The organism is Sebaldella sp. S0638, from assembly GCF_024158605.1.
Lineage (GTDB): Bacteria > Fusobacteriota > Fusobacteriia > Fusobacteriales > Leptotrichiaceae > Sebaldella.
In genome coordinates this window covers 1-19,784 of sequence record NZ_JAMZGM010000017.1, presented here as the reverse complement: position 1 = coordinate 19,784, position 19,784 = coordinate 1, and the positions used below count along the sequence as shown (strand labels likewise).

The 19,784-nt window shown below is 33.1% G+C and carries 20 protein-coding genes and 1 pseudogene; 6 read left to right on the top strand and 15 right to left on the bottom strand.

The features are described from left to right. Window positions 1-16: 16 nt before the first annotated feature. The 5 genes from NK213_RS06930 to NK213_RS06910 are packed head-to-tail and all read right to left on the bottom strand — an operon-like array spanning window position 17 to window position 4,186. Window positions 17-559: a cupin domain-containing protein gene (locus NK213_RS06930; protein ID WP_253348180.1), complete on the bottom strand. Its 543-nt coding sequence runs from the start codon at window positions 557-559 to the stop codon at window positions 17-19. A 16-nt stretch (window positions 560-575) separates the two neighbouring features. Further along, on the bottom strand, window positions 576-1,427 hold the full coding sequence (gene speB, locus NK213_RS06925) for an agmatinase (protein WP_253348179.1): 852 nt from the start codon (window positions 1,425-1,427) through the stop codon (window positions 576-578). After that, window positions 1,424-2,275 carry a polyamine aminopropyltransferase gene (gene speE / locus NK213_RS06920; protein ID WP_253348178.1) on the bottom strand — a complete coding sequence of 284 codons (852 nt, stop codon included), beginning with the start codon at window positions 2,273-2,275 and terminating at the stop codon, window positions 1,424-1,426. Before speE ends, speB begins: the two co-directional genes overlap by 4 nt. 23 nt (window positions 2,276-2,298) lie before the next feature. After that, on the bottom strand, window positions 2,299-2,742 hold the full coding sequence (speD, locus tag NK213_RS06915) for an adenosylmethionine decarboxylase (RefSeq protein ID WP_253348177.1): 444 nt from the start codon (window positions 2,740-2,742) through the stop codon (window positions 2,299-2,301). Between the two features lie 4 nt (window positions 2,743-2,746). After that, window positions 2,747-4,186: an aminotransferase class I/II-fold pyridoxal phosphate-dependent enzyme gene (locus NK213_RS06910; RefSeq protein WP_253348175.1), complete on the bottom strand. Its 1,440-nt coding sequence runs from the start codon at window positions 4,184-4,186 to the stop codon at window positions 2,747-2,749. Window positions 4,187-4,844: 658 nt separating this feature from the next. On the opposite strand from NK213_RS06910, the gene NK213_RS06905 reads away from it, so the two are divergent. From NK213_RS06905 to NK213_RS06895, 3 genes are all read left to right on the top strand, one after another. After that, entirely contained in the window at window positions 4,845-7,001 is a 2,157-nt protein-coding gene (locus tag NK213_RS06905) for a patatin-like phospholipase family protein (RefSeq protein ID WP_253348173.1), read from the top strand. A 121-nt stretch (window positions 7,002-7,122) separates the two neighbouring features. Then, window positions 7,123-7,773 (top strand): response regulator transcription factor, encoded by a 651-nt coding sequence (locus NK213_RS06900; protein WP_253348172.1) that lies wholly within the window; start codon window positions 7,123-7,125, stop codon window positions 7,771-7,773. Next, complete coding sequence (locus NK213_RS06895; protein WP_253348170.1) at window positions 7,773-9,086, top strand: cell wall metabolism sensor histidine kinase WalK; 1,314 nt, start codon at window positions 7,773-7,775, stop codon at window positions 9,084-9,086. The genes NK213_RS06900 and NK213_RS06895 overlap by 1 nt, the downstream gene beginning before the upstream one ends. A 59-nt stretch (window positions 9,087-9,145) precedes the next feature. Here the strand turns inward: NK213_RS06895 and NK213_RS06890 are convergent, their stop codons facing one another. The 5 genes from NK213_RS06890 to NK213_RS06870 all read right to left on the bottom strand — a co-directional run bounded on the left by NK213_RS06890 (window position 9,146) and on the right by NK213_RS06870 (window position 13,664). Continuing rightward, complete coding sequence (locus NK213_RS06890; RefSeq protein ID WP_253348168.1) at window positions 9,146-9,526, bottom strand: lipid-A-disaccharide synthase N-terminal domain-containing protein; 381 nt, start codon at window positions 9,524-9,526, stop codon at window positions 9,146-9,148. Then, complete coding sequence (locus NK213_RS06885) at window positions 9,519-11,102, bottom strand: glycosyltransferase family 39 protein (RefSeq protein WP_253348166.1); 1,584 nt, start codon at window positions 11,100-11,102, stop codon at window positions 9,519-9,521. The genes NK213_RS06890 and NK213_RS06885 overlap by 8 nt, the downstream gene beginning before the upstream one ends. Continuing rightward, entirely contained in the window at window positions 11,103-11,807 is a 705-nt protein-coding gene (locus tag NK213_RS06880; protein ID WP_253348164.1) for a glycosyltransferase family 2 protein, read from the bottom strand. Window positions 11,808-12,066: 259 nt separating this feature from the next. Next, window positions 12,067-13,047, bottom strand: a complete 981-nt coding sequence (locus NK213_RS06875; protein ID WP_253348163.1) for an FAD-dependent oxidoreductase — start codon at window positions 13,045-13,047, stop codon at window positions 12,067-12,069. Window positions 13,048-13,121: 74 nt separating this feature from the next. Beyond that, window positions 13,122-13,664, bottom strand: a complete 543-nt coding sequence (locus tag NK213_RS06870; protein WP_253348161.1) for a hypothetical protein — start codon at window positions 13,662-13,664, stop codon at window positions 13,122-13,124. Between the two features lie 297 nt (window positions 13,665-13,961). On the opposite strand from NK213_RS06870, the gene NK213_RS06865 reads away from it, so the two are divergent. Continuing rightward, entirely contained in the window at window positions 13,962-14,861 is a 900-nt protein-coding gene (locus NK213_RS06865) for a diacylglycerol kinase family protein (protein ID WP_253348159.1), read from the top strand. A gap of 116 nt (window positions 14,862-14,977) precedes the next feature. Beyond that, a complete protein-coding gene (locus NK213_RS06860; RefSeq protein ID WP_253348157.1) occupies window positions 14,978-15,283 on the top strand; it encodes a sterile alpha motif-like domain-containing protein in 306 nt (101 codons plus the stop codon). 99 nt (window positions 15,284-15,382) lie between these two features. On the opposite strand, the pseudogene fosB reads toward NK213_RS06860, so the two are convergent. The 5 genes and pseudogenes from fosB to agaB form a co-directional block, all read right to left on the bottom strand. Then, window positions 15,383-15,792, bottom strand: a pseudogene (fosB, locus tag NK213_RS06855) (metallothiol transferase FosB). Window positions 15,793-16,027: 235 nt separating this feature from the next. Next, window positions 16,028-16,459 carry a PTS sugar transporter subunit IIA gene (locus NK213_RS06850; RefSeq protein ID WP_253348153.1) on the bottom strand — a complete coding sequence of 144 codons (432 nt, stop codon included), beginning with the start codon at window positions 16,457-16,459 and terminating at the stop codon, window positions 16,028-16,030. Window positions 16,460-16,483: 24 nt separating this feature from the next. After that, entirely contained in the window at window positions 16,484-17,281 is a 798-nt protein-coding gene (agaD, locus tag NK213_RS06845; protein WP_253348150.1) for a PTS galactosamine transporter subunit IID, read from the bottom strand. Then, complete coding sequence (agaC, locus tag NK213_RS06840) at window positions 17,271-18,083, bottom strand: PTS galactosamine transporter subunit IIC (protein ID WP_253348148.1); 813 nt, start codon at window positions 18,081-18,083, stop codon at window positions 17,271-17,273. The genes agaD and agaC overlap by 11 nt, the downstream gene beginning before the upstream one ends. 77 nt (window positions 18,084-18,160) lie before the next feature. Next, on the bottom strand, window positions 18,161-18,640 hold the full coding sequence (agaB, locus tag NK213_RS06835; RefSeq protein WP_253348146.1) for a PTS galactosamine transporter subunit IIB: 480 nt from the start codon (window positions 18,638-18,640) through the stop codon (window positions 18,161-18,163). Window positions 18,641-18,875: 235 nt separating this feature from the next. On the opposite strand from agaB, the gene NK213_RS06830 reads away from it, so the two are divergent. Beyond that, the gene (locus NK213_RS06830; protein ID WP_253348145.1) at window positions 18,876-19,745 is read left to right on the top strand and encodes a replication initiation protein; all 870 of its coding nucleotides are present in this window, start codon (window positions 18,876-18,878) and stop codon (window positions 19,743-19,745) included. Window positions 19,746-19,784: the final 39 nt, after the last annotated feature.

Sequence of the window (19,784 nt, the reverse complement as noted above, 5' to 3'; positions counted from 1 at the left end):
CTTTGTCAATCTTTTTTTAAAATGACGGCGGAGTGGCTACCCATAAAACTTTTGATATGCTTGTTTTTGATACATTTGAGATATAGTGATCCACACTTGGCTTGTAATAAAAGCTTTCACCTTTTTTTGCCCTGTATTTCTTATTTCCAAGATGTATATTAACAGCGCCTGACAGCACATATCCGAACTCTTCGCCTTCGTGTGCCACCTCAAGTTTGTATCTTCCTCCGGGTTCCAGAGTTATCAGAATCGGTTCCATTTTATTCTTTTGTGCATTTGGAATTATCCAGTTTATTTCATATCCTAATTCTTCATTCTGAAATTCATAAAAATCTTCATCAGCGAATACGATCTTTTCCTGCTGTGTTTCATTAAAAAATTCTCTTATATTTGTTCCCAAAACTTCCAGTATATCCTCTAAAGTGGATAAAGACGGGGAAGTAAGGTCTCTTTCCAACTGTGATATGAATCCTTTTGATAATTCACATCTATCTGCTAATTCATTTTGCGTTAAAAGCTTTTCCTGCCTTAAGCTTTTGAGCTTTTCACCGATTTTCACAGAAATCTCCAACTTTCTATTTTAATATAGCAAATATCATTTCCCTTATTATTTTACATGCTGCACTTGTCGAGACTCCGCTCTGGTCATAGTGCGGGGACAATTCTACAATATCCGCTCCCACTATTTTAGCATTTTTTAAGATTTTTATCAAATTCAACATTTCATTAAAATTTATTCCTCCCGGCTCAGGAGTCCCTGTTCCCGGAAATACAGACGGATCAAGTACATCAAGATCTATTGTCACATATACAGGCTTTCCCGCCAGCTTTTCAATTATTTCAGGAAGTCTGGAAAATGTGAATTTTTCCTGAAATATACCCTTATCTTTATATCGGAATTCCTCTTTTTCCCCTGATCTTATACAAAACTGATATATTTTATCCTTCCCGGTGATATCATATATTCTTTTTATTACAGAAGCATGCGACAGTTTTTCACCCATATAATCTTCCCTAAGGTCTGTATGAGCATCAAAATGAATTATATGAAGATCTTCCCCGTATTTTTCAAAATATGCCTGAATAAGCGGGTATGTTACCAGATGTTCCCCGCCAGCAGAAAATAGTATTTTGTTGTCATTCAGAATTTTTTTTGCATTTTCTCTTATTATATCCAGTATTTTTTGGGTATTCCCAAAAGGAAGCTCTATATCCCCGGCATCAAATAAATTATAGTCTGTTAGCTCCCTATCAAAATACGGGCTGTATATTTCCAGTCCGTAAGAGTTATTTCTTATTTCAGAAGGCGCAAATCTGGTACCGGGACGAAACGAAACCGTTCCGTCGTACGGGATTCCCATAAGTACCAGTTCTGCCTTATCATAATCCGAATCAAATCCTATGAAAGTCGATATATTTTTTTTCATAATTCTTCTTCCATAAGTTCATTTACATAAGTAGGAAGTGCAAACGACCCCACATGCAGGTCTGTATTGTAATATTTTGTTTCAAGCCCCATATTGTTCCACTCATCAGCCTTTATATCCTTTACAGGATCATATTTTTTCGATGCAAAGCCGAAAAGCCAGTGTCCTGACGGATATGTAGGAATATGTGCCTGATATACCCTGCTTATTTCAAATATCTTTTTTATCTTTTGTCTTGTACGTATCAGTTCTTTTCTGTCTTTATCATAATATGGGCTTTCATGCTGGTTTATCAGAATTCCTTCATCTGAAAGAAGATTATAGCAGTCAGTATAAAAATCCATTGTAAATAAACCTTCGCCCGGACCTATAGGGTCTGTGGAATCTACTATTATCAGATCATATTTTTCCTGTGATTTTTTTACAAATTCCAGTCCGTCTTGAAAATAAAGGGAAACTCTGCTGTCTTTCAGCTTTGATGCAGTAAGCGGCAGATATTCCTCACATAATCTTACTACTCTCTCATCTATTTCCACCATGTGGATTTTTTCTATATTTTTATATCTTGTAAGCTCTCTCACAGTCCCGCCGTCTCCTGCACCTATTACAAGCACGTTTCTTATCCCCGGGTTAACTGCAAGTGCTGTATGTGTGATCATATCATGGTATATGAATTCATCCTTTTCAGTTGCCATCATAAGACCATCAAGCGTAAAAAATCTTCCGAATTCCTTTGACTCAAAAAAGTCTATTCTCTGAAAGTCAGATTGCTCTCCGTGAAGTTGTTTGTCCACCTTTATAGAGAGTTTTACATTGTCTGAATAAGATTCCGAATACCAAAATTCCATTTTTTTCCTCCTTAGTTAGATATTTATATTACTGATCTTTCAGAAAGATCTTCTGTTTCTTCCATTTTAAAATTAATATTTCCCGTAATTGCAGGATTGTGTCTTTTTATCTTATCTGTGTTGCCTCTCGACAGTTCATATGATTCGCTTTTCTCTGCCCCAAGCATTTTCTCAAGATATTCAAAACCAATCCAGGGATCTACCTTATCTCCGCATGTGAATAAATCTACCGCAGCATAGCCGAATTCAGGCCATGTATGTATTGTCAGATGTGATTCTGATATTATCACCGCACCGCTTACACCCCACGGATTAAAGTGATGAAATGTGGATGTTACTATTGTGGCTCCCGAAAGTACCGCAGCCTCGTTTAACAATTCCTCTATTTTTTTATGATCTTTCAGAATATCCCCGTTACAGTTATAATATTCCACCAAAATATGTCTTCCCAGTGTATCTAATTTCATCCTTTTAATCCTCCTCTATTATCTTTATATTTTTTATTTCTTTATCTGATATGCCGTCTACCACACAGTTATTATCCCTCAGTCTTTCAAGGCATTCCACTATTTCCTCTTCTATAAGTTCGCCGTATGATATTATTGGTATTCCCGGAGGATAAACAGTTATCATTTCCCCTGAAAGCTTTCCTATGGATTTTCTCAGTTCCACAGACACTTTCTTTTTGTAATAAGCATTTCTCGGCGCTATAATCTGTTTTGGTATGCTTACAAAATCTTTATGTTCTGATTTTTTGACTCTTTTTGGAAGTGTTTTGCTTATTTCAATAAGTGCGTTCAGCAGTTTATCTATATTTTCCTTTGTGTCACCAATAGACAAAATACATAATATATTATGGAAATCAGCTAATTCCGCCTGAATGCAGTATTCATCCCTTAATATGTCATATAGCTGAAATCCAGTGATATTATATTTTGAAGTGTTTATTACCAGTTTTGTTATGTCAAAATCGCTCACAGTCCTGTCATTAAGAATATTTATGTCCAAAACATCATAATATCCTTTTATCTTTTCCTTAAAATAACCTGCAAAATCCACAATAGTGTCCAAACGCTTTTCTCCGTTATTTTTGAGATAGTTCCCGGCTATTTCAAGGCTTGACATCAGAAGATACGACGCACTTGTGGTAGTAAAAATATTTATGGTTTCTTCTACCTTTTCCTCTCTTATTTTCCCTTTATTCAAAAGGAGGACAGACGACTGTGTCAAAGAACCTCCTGTTTTATGAAGACTTGTAGCTGCCATATCCGCTCCCAGTTCAATTGCTGATTTCGGGAGTCTGCTGTTAAATCTGAAATGTGCTCCGTGTGCTTCGTCTAGCAGAACTATTTTATTATATTTTTTTGCTGTTTTTATTATTTCTTCCATATTACAGCATATTCCGTAATATGAGGGGTTTATTATTAATATTGCTTTTATATCTTCATCATTTCGAAATTTTTCTTCTATTTTTTTTACACATATTCCTGTAAACAGGTCAAAATCCCTGTTATATTCCAATTCAAGATATTCAGGAATGACTCCTGCGAGAATCAGTGAATTTATAACTGATTTATGTGCATTTCTGGGAAGCAGAATCTTTTCCCCATGTTTCAAAGCTGAAAAAATCATAGTCTGAATGCCAGAAGTGGTACCGTTCACCAGATAAAAGGCCCTGTCCGCACCGTAAATTTCCGCCATCAGCTGCTGGGATTCTTTGATTACACCCATGGGATTCTGGAGGTTATCCAGACATTTCATAGAATTCGCATCCAGTTTCAAAACATTTTCTCCAAAAAATTCTGTCATTTCCGTATTAATATTATTTTTTTTATGTCCGGGAACATCAAACGAAACAAAACCTTTATTCACATAATCTGTAAGAGCTTTTTTTATAGGCATTTTTTCCATAACAGTCTGTAATCTCCTTTTATAAAAACTAAAAGTTTATTTTTACTAAACCATATAATTATTTTTGTTAAACTAGAAGTTTAGTATAAATATACTTTTTCTCAAAAAAATAAACAAGCTCATTTTAGACTTTTATTTTTTTTAAAATTATAATCCCTTTATTTAGCTTGTTATTTACTATAAAAATACAAAATCCCCATATATTCAATATCTTTTCTTCCGGCAAATAAATAACATAAAATTAAGCAATAAATCTATTTACACTAAACGAAAAAAGAAAAATATAATAAACAAAAAATTTACTAATAGTATACTTTTTTTTTTTATCCTGTCAATATATTTTTATTCCAGAAAAACCTCGGAGAATATTTCACCTGTAAATACTGAAATAAATCACTATTTTTTTTATAAATATCAAAAAATATAATACTGTCATTTTCTATTTTTAAATATGATATTTCTACAATAAAAAAATCATAATTTTTCTAAAAACTTCTGTATTTTTTCCTATTAATATAATTCTGAATTTATTTAATATTTTCCTATTGAAAAAAGACCTGAAAAAAGGTAAAATTGATTAAAAACCAAGAAATATCATCATAGAAAAATTAGGTAAATACTGTATTCTTTTTGTTGTATTTAGTTGATTGGAGGATTTATGCAAAAAAATATCAGGTACACACGTACAATTAAGAGACTTTTTCTCTTTCTTGTTCTTTTTTCATACAGCTTTAGCGAAGATAAAAGGATAGGACTTGTATTAAGCGGCGGTTCAGCCAAAGGACTCGCACATATCGGCGTCTTAAAAGTACTGGAAGAAGAAAAAGTTCCTGTTGAGTATATCACCGGAACAAGTATGGGAAGTATCGTAGGCGGACTTTATGCAGCAGGCTATACTGTGGAGGAAATTGAGAAATTCGCAGTAGAAACTGACTGGTTTGCTATGTTTACGGACAATATTCCCAGAGACAAAAAAGGTGCCATAAGAAACTATTTTGAAGATAAAAATACAATTGCACTGCCGTTTCAGGGATTTTCTGTTAATTTCCCCAGCGGTGCCATAGGCGGAAAGAGTATCAGCGGTAATTTAAATGATCTGCTGTACGGAGTGGAAGATGTTAATGATTTCAGAAAATTCCCTCAGAAATTCGCTCTGGTCGCCACTGACCTTGAGAGCGGAGAAGCTGTTATGATAGACAAAGGCTCTCTTCCTATAGCTATAAGAGCCAGCATGTCACTTCCTACTGTTATTTCCCCTGTAAGATATCAGGGTAAACTGCTTATTGACGGCGGAATCGTGAGAAATCTTCCTGTTCAGGAAGTAAAAGTACTGGGAGCAGACTACACAATAGGAGTAAATGTCGGCGAAGGTTTTTCAAAACTTGACGAGAACAAGATGAATCTTGTCAATATCACCGAAAATGCTCTTACTATAGGCGGTAAGCGTGAAGTAGAAAGACAAATCAGAATGCTGGACTTATATATAGAGCCTGATGTTGCTGATATCGCATCTCCTGATTTTTCCAAAGCGGAAGTTATAATAGCCCTTGGTGAAGCAGCTGCGCGAAAGAACATTGATGAAATAAGAAAACTCAGCGATCCGGCAAAATTTGAAGAAATTCAGGAAAAGAGAAAAGAATTCAGAAAAACATGGAGAGATACATACTCTATAAAGAGTGTAAAATTCGAAGGAAATAAAAGATATAACGAAAAATTCTTTAACAAGTTTATTCCTAAGGATTTAAGTGCCTTGAAAAAAGAAGATATTGACAGCATTGTAAATAAAATATATTCCAACGGTGACTTTTTAACAGTATATTATGAAATAGAAAACGACGATCTTACATTTGTGGTTCAGGAAAAAGCAAGCAATTATCTTACACTCGGCGGAAACCTGAATACAGAGGACTATGCTACTATTTCAATAGGTGTTCAGGGAAATAAATCCTTTGACTCTACATCGCTGAGATACTCCCTTGTTGGAATCCTCAGTCAGGAATATGCTCTGAACGGGCAGCTTGTATTAAGTACCGGTCTTGACTCTAAAGTCTTTATAATGCCAAGTTTTCACATTAAGAATGATATTATAAAAAATCAGGAATATAACGGCAGAAAATTTGATTTTGAAAATAAAGTATCAAATGTAAATCTGGGCTTTGGTATCGAACTGGATAAAAATCTTGTTCTTATAGCAGGCGCCGGTTTTGAGGAATCGAGTGTTTATAAGAATGAAGATAATTCTAAAAATCAGAAAATGCATTACCCTGTATATACTGCCCAGCTTATATACGACACTAGAAATTCATATATTTATCCTACAAAAGGATATTATTTTAACACAACATATGCTTACGGGAATTCATCAGAAGCAGATTTCAGCTCACTTAGTTTTCTAGGAAGAGGAGTTTTCCCGCTGACAAAAAAACTGACTATTATCCCTACTGTTGAATATCTCAGTGCTTCTGGAGACGATATTCCGGAAACATATCAGCCCAGACTCGGAGGGTATAAGACAAGGGATCATTCGCTGGAATTCAGAGGAATTGAAGAAAACAGCCTTAAAGGGCAGAGTATTACCACTGCTAATCTAAAGCTGCAGTACAGTATTAATAAATATATTTATGTCGATGCAGGTATTTCATATGCTGCAATATCTGATACTGCATTTTCCATAGACGGTGACACTACAAAGCAAAGTTATGATATAGGAATAGGAATAAAAACTCCTTTAGGGCCGAGCTATATCGGCGGTTCAAAAGCTGAAGGAGAAAAAATAAGATATTATCTGAATCTGGGTTATGATATAACCGAGTAAAGAATCAGGTTCTTCTGAATGGAAGAACCTTTTTTTATTTATAAATTATATTCCTAATTAATTGAAAAATATGCTAAAATACAAAGGTAATATAATAATTTATCAGAAACAGGGTGAAATCATGTCAAAAATATTAGTAGTCGAAGATGATGAAAAATTAGCCAAAATATTAAAAATACAACTGGAACATAAAGGTTTTCAGGTAGAGAATGTTTATACAGGACTTGATGCAGTAGAAAAAGCCGGGAATGATCAGACTATAGATCTTATTTTACTTGATCTAGGACTACCCGATATCGAAGGGAACCGCGTGTGCAAGGCTATAAGTTCTGTTATCCAGACACCTATTATTGTAGTATCTGCAAGAAGCCACATAGAAGAGAAGGTGGAACTTCTTACTATAGGTGCCGTGGATTATGTAACTAAGCCGTATGACATTTTGGAACTGGAAGCCAGAATAAATGTTCATCTAAAAAAGGATTTGTCTAATATCCTAAAATATATGGATCTGGAGATGGATACGAATAATTTTACTCTTACCAAATCAGGTATTCCTGTTTCTTTGAGTAAAACTGAATTTGATATGATAAAATTATTTCTTGAAAATCAGAATACACTTCTTAAACGTGAAAGAATCATAAATGAAATCTGGGGCTGGAATGCCAGCAGCAATCTTCTTGATGTAACAATGAAAAATTTACGGCAAAAACTCGGAAAAAATTATATTGTCACAGTTAGAGGAATCGGATATTCACTTAAAAGGGAGCAGTAATGAAAATAAAAATAAAAAAAATCTCTCATAAAATTATAATTTTTAATACTATGGGAATACTTTTCTGTACATTACTTATTGGTTTTGTGACATGGTTTTTTATTATAAACGAATATGTCATGGAAGAAAATAACGAACTTGATAATATCGCCAACGGCGTCACAGAAACTCTTCAAAGAGTTCCGCAAAGCCACATTTCCAATTTTTATCAGTCATTGGAATTCGGTGATAAGGATGAAATTCTTATTTCTGTAAAGTACCCTGACGGCCATATAGTAAAACTGGGGGATTCGGATATTTCTTATAACGAAATACCGGAAAATAACTGGCTTTTAAAGAAAAGATATGCTCTTCATTTTAAAGAAAAAAATATAAATAATATTGAATTTATTTTTATAAGAAAATTCTCATATGATCGTGTGATACAGACCAGCAGAATTATATTTTATTTGTTTATACTTCTTGCAGTTTCTATAATAATATTTTCTTATTATATGACCAAAAATATACTAAAACCTGTTACTTATATTATAAAAGAAAGTGAAAAAATAAATGATAAAAATCTGAATATAAAACTTCCAAAAATCAGGGATGATGAAATAGGCGACTTGATAGACGTCATTAATAACTTATTTTCAAAAATGCATGAAATACTCCTGAATCAGAAAAATTTCTCCAGCAATGTATCTCATGAATTAAAAACACCTGTTGCTATTATGAAAGGATACCTTGATATACTGAAATGGGGAAAAGATGATCCTGTTCTTCTTGATGAAGCATTGGAAAATATGGAAACTGAGATCGCAAATATTGAAAAACTTATTACAAATCTGTTGTTTTTATCACAGGCAGAAAAGCTGAAAACATTAAATGAAAAAATAAACCTTTCTCTGCTGCTGGGGAAGCTGAAAAATGACTACAGACTTTTAAAGATAAATAAAGAACTTATTATCAGCTGTAAAGAAAACACCATTATTTACGGGAATCAAAACCTTATTTTCGAAGCTTTACGAGGCATCATAGACAACAGCATAAAATATTCAACAGGGGAAAAGATTCATATAATCGTTGAAAGTACGGATACTTTTATCAAAATAACCATAAGAGATTTTGGAGAACATATTTCCGACGAAGATATAGAAAATATTTTCAAAAGACATCACCGCATAGAAAAACAGGATATTAAAAACACCCGCGGTCTGGGGCTGGGACTTTCCATAATAAAAGAAATCATAGAACTTCATAATGCTGAAATCAAATTAATAAACAGGGATAACGGACTGGATACTGAAATATATTTTTATAATTTATAAATAATAAAAAAATTGTGTCATAAACTAAACTATGTTTTGACACAATTTTTGATATAAAATTAATTCAGCTTCATTTCCTCTGTAATTTGCTGCAGATGATATCCGCTGTTATTGTGGACTTCTTTTATTTTTTCCCCTTCACTTTGCAGGGCTTCTTCTTTTTTATTTTTGTGTATCAAATATATATTTCTGGAATATATAATCACTCCCGGTGCCTGTCCCATTATAAAAACAGGATCTCTGTAGTAAATAGCATATATCAGCAGTATTATTCCTCCTGAAAGGCTAAAATACCAGAATGCTATTGGTATTACACTTTTTTTAGCTTTTTCACTATATATCCATTGTATTATAAATCTCATAGAAAAGCACAGCTGTCCGAATAATCCGATATATAAAAATATCTTATCCATTGTAAAATATCCGCTTAAATTATTCATTTCTTCCTTCTTTCCTGATATATTTAATTATGGTAAATTTACTGTTTGAATATATCAATTCATAGTTTTCAGGTAAATCTTTCATATCTTTATTTTGTAATAAAATTATTACATTTTCTTTATTTATTATCTGCTTCATTTCATCAGGATTTTCAATATTACTTATTGTATCATCATTTACTATATATGCCATTCTGTCGGCTTCGCCTTCTTTATATCCAAAAATTTTCAGGCTGTTGTTTTTTTCCCGCTCCGCTTTTATGATTCCGGCAAACTTGGTAAAACCGATATATTCATTTACTACCGGTGCAGACACAGTAAGTACCGTCAGAAGGATTATCATATTTATGACAATATTGCAGACGTAATTATAAACTTTCCCTTTTATTAAGAAATATATTCCTGCTATTGCTGTTAATAGGGAAAACACTCCGTAAAACAGTACCAGCCTGAATAAAAAAGGATCCATTTCTGCTAATTGCTTCTTAGCTGAAAAAGCTGCTGCCAGAAACAGAAAGTAAGGTATACTTGTTAATATTCCTGTTGTTGTTCTGATCTTCACATATTTACTGTTGAGTATTCTTTCTGTAATTACAGCTATTGCACCATATACAGGTATCAGATAAATATTAAGCTTACTGCTGACCAGTGAAAATATAATAAAAGGCATTATAAACCAGCATAATATAAAAACTATAAATTTCCCCTGTTCTTTTATCTTAAAAATAAGCGTTACCAAAGATGCAAAGAAAAATAACGTCCATGGAAATAAGTTAGGAAACAGGCTGACCAGATAATAATAAACCGGCCTTTTGTGTACGCTGGTATTTACAGCCCTGTTCATTGTCTGTTTCAACAGCAGTTCGTTTATGGTAGAATTCACTCCGAGACTCACTGCTAAAGGAATCAGCCAGATAAGTGCAAACAAAATTATAATAATAATTCCTCTTCCAAATTTTAATTCTTTGATTTTACAGCTCTGTTTACTCACAAGCAGATATACTATAATAACGCTGATTGGTATAAAAACAGCTGCCAGTCCTTTTACCAGAAATCCAAATCCCATATAAACGTACGGAATATAAGGGTTCCCGATATTCTTTTCGACTTTGTTATAAAAAGATATTAACGCTTTTACTATAAACATAGTCATCAATATATCCATACGAATTACTAAAACAGATCCTGCAAAATATAAAATCGTATATAAAATCAATACAACTGTACAAGCTCTTTTTCTGTTATAATTATTTTCGCCAAGAAATCTGTATATATCCAGCCCTGTCACTATTGCCGGCAGTACACATATAATAAATCCTATAGAAAATAATGTATACTTACCTGTTATCACTCTTATCAAAGCCACTATCCAAAAATACAGAGGCGGTTTGTCACTATAAAGTGCACCGTTGAACTGAAGCTTTATCCAGTCGCCGGACTTAAGCATATGGTCTGCTATATTTATGTATTTTAATTCATTCACAGGAGTAAAGTCCCTGAAGAGAAATAACGGAACATACAATAATAATGCCGCTGCTGCTATCAGATAAATATACTTGTCTTTTCGTAAAACCATTTATCTCCCCTCATTAAGCACTATATAATCTATATGTCTTTTTTTCATCCATCTTACTGCAAAGGCATCTTTCAAGCCTTTAAAAAGTCTGTTCCATACTCCGTATTTAGATTCACCGAACATTCTGTCATAGTGCCGCACAGGCACTTCTATTACCCTGAATCCGTTTATTTTTGCCAATGTAGGTAAAAATCTATGCATCCCTTCATATAAACAATAAGATTTTACTACTTCTTTTTTAAAAAGCTTCAAAGGACAGCCCGTGTCTTTTATATCATCACCTGTAATAATATTTCTCATGCCGTTGCCTACCCATGAAGAAACTTTTTTTATCATTCCGTCTTCTCTGGTAGCACGCCGTCCGTTTATCATATCATAATTTTCAAGATATGAATAAAGAACCAGTATATCCTCTGGATCAGTCTGCAGATCAGCATCTATAGTTGCTACTATATCTCCTTGGGAATACTTGAACCCTGCTGCTGTTGCCGCTGTCTGTCCGCAGTTTTTCTCAAAATGTATAACCTTCACATTTTCATTATCCAGACTATCCAGTATCTCCTTACTTTTATCAGTACTTCCATCGTTGACTAAAACCATTTCATAGCTATTAAAATTGCCTTTCAGGACTTTTTCCACATTCTCGATTAATCTGTGAATATTCTCCTCCTCGTTATATACAGGGGCAATTACTGATATTTCCATATCTCCTCCACTTTTTACTTTATTATGTATATTAAGTGTAACAGACACCTATTAGAAGGTACTTTGCTAAAAATGAAATTAAACTGAAAAGAAAAATAATTGATATAAGAATTCTAAAAATAGTCCCGAAATTTAATTCCAATCCATAAAAAACAGGCAGCTATTTTCAAATAAAGACTTTTCAAACCTTACTTTATTATACCATGCCTTTATAAAATAAAAAACCGGTTTTAAAAAAACCGATTTTTTATTCTAACCTCTAATATTCTTTCAGAAGATAATCAAAAGCTCCCAGAGCAGCCTTTGCTCCTTCTCCTACAGATATGACTATTTGTTTTTGTTTTACTGTTGTTACATCACCTGATGCAAATATCCCTTTTACATTAGTCATATTATTTTCATCAATTATGATTTCTCCGACTTTATTAGTAGCTACTATATCTTTTACAAATTCACTGTTTGGTGTAAGTCCTATTTCTATGAATACACCGTCAATATTCAATTCATGTATACTTTCATCAGCTCTGTCCTTGTATTCCATTCCTTTTGTAAAATCTTCACCGTATATTTTTGTAGTAGCAACATTTGTGATAACTTTTATATTGTCTCTCTCATTCAGCTTATCCTGTAATATCTTATCTGCTTTCAGCTCAGGCATGAATTCCACCACAGTTACATGCTTGGCTATTCCCGCCATATCAAGGGCAGCCTCTATACCGGAGTTACCTCCGCCTACTACTGCTACATCCAGTCCTTTGTAGAATGGTCCGTCGCATGTTGCACAGTAATGAACGCCTCTCCCTTTATACTCCTGCTCGCCGGGAACATTAAGCTCTCTCCATTTTGCACCTGTTGCGATAATTACAGTTTTTGACTTATATATTTTTTTATCACTTGTAGTAATAAGTTTATTCTTTCCGTCTTCTTCTATTTTTGTCACATATGTTCCCTCTTTGAAGGCAACACAATATTCTTTCAAATGTTTTTCAAGATTTTCTGCATATTCTGAACCTGTAGTTTTAGCTGTTCCAATGATATTCTCTATCTCTCTTGTATCTAAAACCTGTCCTCCGATTTTAAGACCTATCATTGCAGTATCAAGCCCTTTTCTAGCGGCATAAACTGCAGCTGCAACTGCTGACGGCCCTGTACCCACCACGAGTACATCGTATAATTTATCTTCTGAAATTCCTGACAAGTTTCCTTCATCTATGCATCCAAGATTTAAATTAAAATCCATACTTCCTCCTAAAATAATTTTAAAATTGTAATCATTATAATATTATTTTATGACAAAAATTGAAAAATGTCAACTTAATTTGTTGTTTTTATATTTTGAAGCCTGTCAATCTCACCTTGAAGCTTTTCCTGGAAGAAGGTATCAGTTTCTGATTTTACTCTATCTTTTAATATTACATAAATAACACCAATTTCACCGTTTCCTGTCTGAAATTCCGCTCTCTTTTCGGACTCATTCAAAAGTCTTACTGCTATTTCATTTGCATAATTATTAACGCTGTAATCACTAAAATCTCCTGATTTCAAATTAGCAACATCAAGTTTCTGTCTTATATCCTTATAAGCTTCTGAACGGATCGACTTTCTTAATGCATCTTTGGCAAGGACTTCCGCTTTATTTCTTGCGATTTCCTCTCCTTCTGTTCCTATTTTACTTTTTCCTGCAGCATATAGCTCAGTTATTGTATTAACGTTTTTAGCCACTTCCATTTTCAGGTCGTTTGTTACCATAGGCATAGTAGATGTTGTACTTGCTGTATTAAATGTTGATGTAATAGAATTACAAGAACTCAACAATATTATTACTGACATTAATGAAATTATCTTAACTTTTTTCATATTATGGTCCTCCAAAATTATTTTTAAAATATCCAGCCTAATTATATCATATTCTTAAATTAGTGTATATATTTATTGTTTGGTATATTTTCAGCATAAAAATTATTCTTTATTCTAAATCAGAAAAATTATGATTTTTAAGCATTTTTTATTTTTTACGAAAATAGGCTGGGAAATTTAGATTTATTGTACTAAACTAAGGACGGCATGCATCAGTTTTTACTAAGTTATTATTTTTTTATATAATAATATGTTATAATATTAATGTAAAACACTATACTATCGGGGTGATATTCCATGAAAAAAGCATTACTGGTCTATAATCCGAATTCCGGCAACAGCAGAGTTATTCTGGAAAATTTTGATAAAATCACCAGAAAATTTCTGAAAAATGATATATCTCTTACTTTATACAGTATAGACAAAAAATATAACCGTCTTATAGATGTCATGAAAAATCATGAATTCGACATACTTATACTTTCCGGCGGAGACGGAACACTGGGCAGAACTATTACACAGCTTTATAATGCAGGTGTAGACCTCCCTGAAATAGGTATATTCCCTTTGGGAACATGTAATGATTTTGCAAGATGTCTTCATTTAGGCGAAAATATTGATGACTGGATAGATAATATCATTAAAGGAAGCACTCAGAATGTGGATTTCGGGCTTATAAACGGGAAAACCGTATTCCTTTCTTCATATGCAGGCGGACTCTTTACAAAAGTATCCTATTCTACTGATAAAAATATGAAGAAAAACATAGGCAAACTTGCCTACTTTATTAACGGTATTAATGAACTTATCAATATAAAAAGATTCAGGGTTCACATGAAACTCGATGATAATATTGAAATAGAGGAAAAAGCTATTTTATATGTGATTCTTAACGGTGAAGGTGCAGGCGGCTTTGACGGACTTGATAATTCTGCCAACATGTCTGACGGACTTATGAATATTATCATTATAAAAGAAACCAAATCGGCAATTGATCTTTCTACCATACTTTTTGACCTGATGAATAATAATCTGGTTAATAATAATTTTGTAAGAACTCTTACAGCCAAAAAATGTGAAATAAAGAAGATCAAAAAAGATATTAATGTAAGTATTGACGGTGAAGAAGGCGAAAATGAAGATGTTTCTATTGAATTTATCAGTAATAAACTAAAAGTTTTTGTTTCCCACCCTTAAAATTCCTTTATACGGCCTCTGCGGTTATGCAGAGGTCCGGCAAACATCCTTTCTCCCTGCCCCTCCTCTTTCTCAATCATAAATGTATTTATTCTTTTTCGGAAAGGAGGTGTACCATGGCTGCAATAATTGAAGAACCTCTCTATGCTTCTTACTATAACTGGATTACTTTATTTAAAAATATAGAAACACCTATTGGAGAGCTTGCTACTAATATTGCCGGCGATCTCAAATTCCCTAAATATTCCGATTCCCCGCAGGAAATACTTGACTATATTCAGAACTCCTATTTATTTTTTGCCGGTGAGCATAACAGTCTTCTGGAGACTTTCCAGTACTCCTGGCTTTTATATAAATTTGAAATTGGTGAGGCCATCTATAGAAACGGAAAAATACAATATGCAAATCCTAAAAAAATTTAGCTTTATATAAAAATAAAGGTTGTTTAAAACCGGATACTTCTAAAGTATTTAAAATATCTTTAGTTTAGCTGCTCCGATTTTATCCGGCCTTTTTTATATTTATTTCTTTATTTCATTAAAATATTCCAGTCTGTCATTTATTGTCCCGCAGTGAAATTCAAATTTATGACCGTCAGGATCCTGAAAATAAACTGATTTTTTTCCTTTATATCTCGTGTTCTTCCTTTGGAATAAGCTATCCCGTATTTTTCAAAATGATTTTTTATCATGTCGAAATCTTCTTCCGGCACGCTGAACGCCATGTGTGTGTAAGAATAGTTTATATCATTCCGCAGAATGTCTTTTTCTTCATTCAAAGCAATCCAATAACCGCAAAGATCATAATATACCCCTTGTTTCCATTTATATAACGGTTTTATCCCAAATACTTTTTCATAAAATTCGCATGATTTTTCCAAATCACTTACAGAAAAAGTTATATGATTTATTCCTGTTATTCTAAAGTTCATTTTCACTCCTTCTTTTTCATAATTATCCATTTAAAACCTGATTTTACTTTTATTTGATAATAACTTATAAATCATATTAAGTCAATAAACTTTCCTATATATTACTGCTGAAAATTTTTCATTTGAAACATATAATAAAAATGGAACTGTCAGAAAAACTGCCCTGTATTTTTGACATTTTTCTTTAGTTCCATTTCATTTTACAATCATAAAAATCTGTGTATAAACTGCTCTACTAAATCCCGTCTTCACAGCTTTCTGTATTTCTCAATATTTCTATTTCAAATTTAACAACATTATTTTTGGTATTTTCTACTGCTGACAAACTTAATTCTTCCAGACTGACCTCATCTTTAGTAAGGCAGGCTTCAAGAATAGAACCCGGATTACAGCCTGCTACCACAGATATGCGCGGATTTCCCTCAGATACTTCCACAGCTTTATTAAACGGCGTCCCTCCAATAATATCTGTTATAAACAATACACCGCAACCCTTCCTTTCCTCTGATTTTTTCCTAAAAGTTTCTTTCAGCTCATCAACGGATATATCCGAATGAAAATCCAAAAACTCTATATTCGTGATCTCCCCTGCTACTTCTTTTAAAAATGATTTTATCCCCGTGGCATAATGACCATGACCTGTAACAATAATAATATTTTTATTCATAATATACACTTCTTTCTGAAAAATCTACAGTATCTTGAAAAATGAACATATTACAGCCAGTACAAATGTTGTAATAATCAATGTTACCGGATTAACCTTTTTGAATTTCATCAGATAATACATTAAAAATGTATATCCCAACGGTACCAGTTTCGGCAGAATTTTATCCAGAAAGTCCTGTTGTATAGAAATTGTATGTCCTTCATTTATTGGTATATTCAGCAGTACATCTATATTTATATATGTGGCAATCAATCCTCCGATAACAGTTATCCCCAGAATTGTTGCCGCTTTTGATACGTGTTTTGATACATTTTTCAGTTTGTCTATTGCCTTGGAACCAATATTATACCCTATCTTAACCAGATATATTCTTGATAAAAACACGCCTATATATACAATCAGAAATACTAAAGGCCCTACAAGATTTCCCTGCTGTGCAAACGAAGAACATATTCCCGCTACAATAGGAAGCAGTGTAAACCATAAAAGCGCGTCACCTATACCTGCCAATGGTCCAAAAAGTGCTATTTTCAAACTATTTATCAGGTTTCTGTCTTCTTTTTTTTCTTCAAGGGAAATAATAAGTCCCATAAGAAATGCAGAAGCAGTTGGATTAGTATTTATAAATCCAGAATTATCCTTCATTGCATTAGCCAGACCGGCTTTATCATCCTTATATATTTTTTCAAGAGCGGGAAGCATCGCATGCGTCCATCCCATTCCCTGCATTCTCTCATAATTAAATGCAGACTGCAGCAAGGCGGATCTCATTGCCAGCTTTTTTATATCGCTGTTATTCAATATTTTTTTATATTCCATCGCTATAATCCTCCTTGTCTTTACTTGCCAGTCCGAGACTCAAAATCTGTTCCAGCTCTTTTTCACGTTTTATATCATCATAATATTTATAAATTGCTATTGCTGTACCTATAAGCGCTACCGGTAAAAGGTTTGAAAAATGCAGAAATATAGACATAATGAATCCTATGATCAAAAACGGCAGATATTCGAATTTGAACATTATCTTCAGCAGCAGTCCAAATCCTACAGCAGGTAAAATTCCTCCCGCTATCTCAAAACCGTGCGACAGCCATTCAGGCATAGAATTAACAAGTATCTTCATTGGTTCCTGAGCTACATACACGCATAAAAATATTACGATACCATATGTCAGCGAAACAATAACCATAATTATATTCGATAAATGCTTATATCTTTTTACATCTGCATTTTCCGCATATCTGTCAAATTTAGCAACAAATAATGAAAATGAAGAGTAATAAAATAAAACTATATACTGCATAAGAAAACTAAACGGCAGTGCAAGCCCTATGGTAGTCTTTACGTCAAAACCGGTAGAATGTGCCAGTACTGTTGTCATAACCGCAGCCAGTACAGGATTCGGCGGCTGTGTGCCTCCTACCGGCGTAAGCCCTGCAAATGATAATTCTACGAGACCGCCGGCAAGCAGTCCTACTCTTAAATCACCCAAAATCAAACCTGTAAGTGTACAAACTATAATCGGTCTGAAAATAAATAAAGCCTCAAGATAAGAATCCAGCCCTACCACAACACCCATAAGAGCTATGAGGATTCCCTGCATCAATGTTATTTCATTCATAATTTCCCTTTCTGTTTTTAAAAAACCATCTTTTATATTAATTTATTTAAATACTAAAATACTGACGAAACCAGATTCTAATCCAGAATACCTATTTCATAAACAGGCTCTTCCGGCACTTCCTGAAAAAATACATAAACCCCTTTTGATGCTATATATCTTATCTCTTCTTCTTCCTGAGGGCTGATATGGACTTTTTTTGTTATCTGTTTTTTTCCTTCTGCGGGATGCATATTCCCTACATTTACCTTTTCTATAGGTACACCGCCGTCTATGAGTTTTTTTACAGTTCCCGGATTTTTACATACTATAAATATCTTTTGACTGTCTGAAGCTTTTCCTATTATTTGTATAGTTTTTTCTACAGTAAAAAATCTTATTCCTACACCTGCATTCTCTGCTGTCATTGTCATGAGCTGCTGCTGCAGTCTGTCTGAAGCCGCTTCATCGTCCACTACTACGAGAAGATTCGCTCCGAGGGAACTTGTCCACGTAACTCCTACCTGACCATGTACCAGCCTGTTATCTATTCTTGTAAGTAAAATATTTAGTGCCATTTTTTTCTCCTTTCAAATTTTCTCCGACATGTCTTAAACAGTATTACTATACCTCCAAATTCCATCATGTCAAATTTTTTATTTTTTTCGTTATCAAAATTTATATATTTATAAAAATTATCTGTTTACAACTATATTTTATAATGCTATGATATTTGATATATATAAAAATATTTCATTTTTTCGTTATCAAAATCAAAAAAATGATCTTTTACGGGAGGAGTTAAAAAATTTTATGAAAAAAATTTTTGATAAAGAGGATATTTTTATCTCTTTTAACAAAAAACTCAGTACAAATGAAAATATTATATTTAAAAAAATCGTAAAACACATACTCTTAAATAACAGTCAATATATGGAATTTTCTGAAAATGAACTGCAAAAACTCATAAAACTTGATCAGAATAATAATATGAAAAACTTTTTTGAAAACTTTATGAAAAAGAAAATTTTGTACAGCTATAATAAACTGGATTATATAAAATATGACGGCGTATTTTACATTATTTCTTCTTACCGGATAATAAACAACAAGTATCAGATTACATTTTCCGAGGATTTTTATAAGGTATTCAATAAAGAATCCAATGATTTCAAAGTATACAGATTTAATCTCCTGCTTCAGTTCAGCGATTCCACAAGCAGAAACTTTTTTATGATGCTTACTCAGAAAAATATTTTAAATAATTTTGTTGATATTTCTCTGGCAGAACTGAAAAAAACTCTTGAGATCGAAAAGAATTATTCCAGATTCTATGATTTTGAAAAGTATATTTTGCTCCCTGTTATCAAAGAGATAAAAGATATCAGCAATATTGAAATAGAATATGAAAAGATAAAAGTATCAAATAACCGAAAAATCATCGGACTTCGTCTGTATGCCAAAGATAAGCTCAATATGCAGCTGGATACACAGGCGGAAAAAATGATGGAGGATATCGAGAGTCTTATTTCCAACCGTAACGGTGCTTATGAACTTATCAGAAAATACATCCATACAAAAGGGTTGGATTATGTAAAGAAAAATATCTATTATTCAAAGCTTCATTACAGCGGGAAATTCGATACTGGTGTTAGTATGAAAAAGTGGACACAAAAATCTTGATTGTGTAAACTAATTGAGAGAAGGCAGGTGTCCGAAATG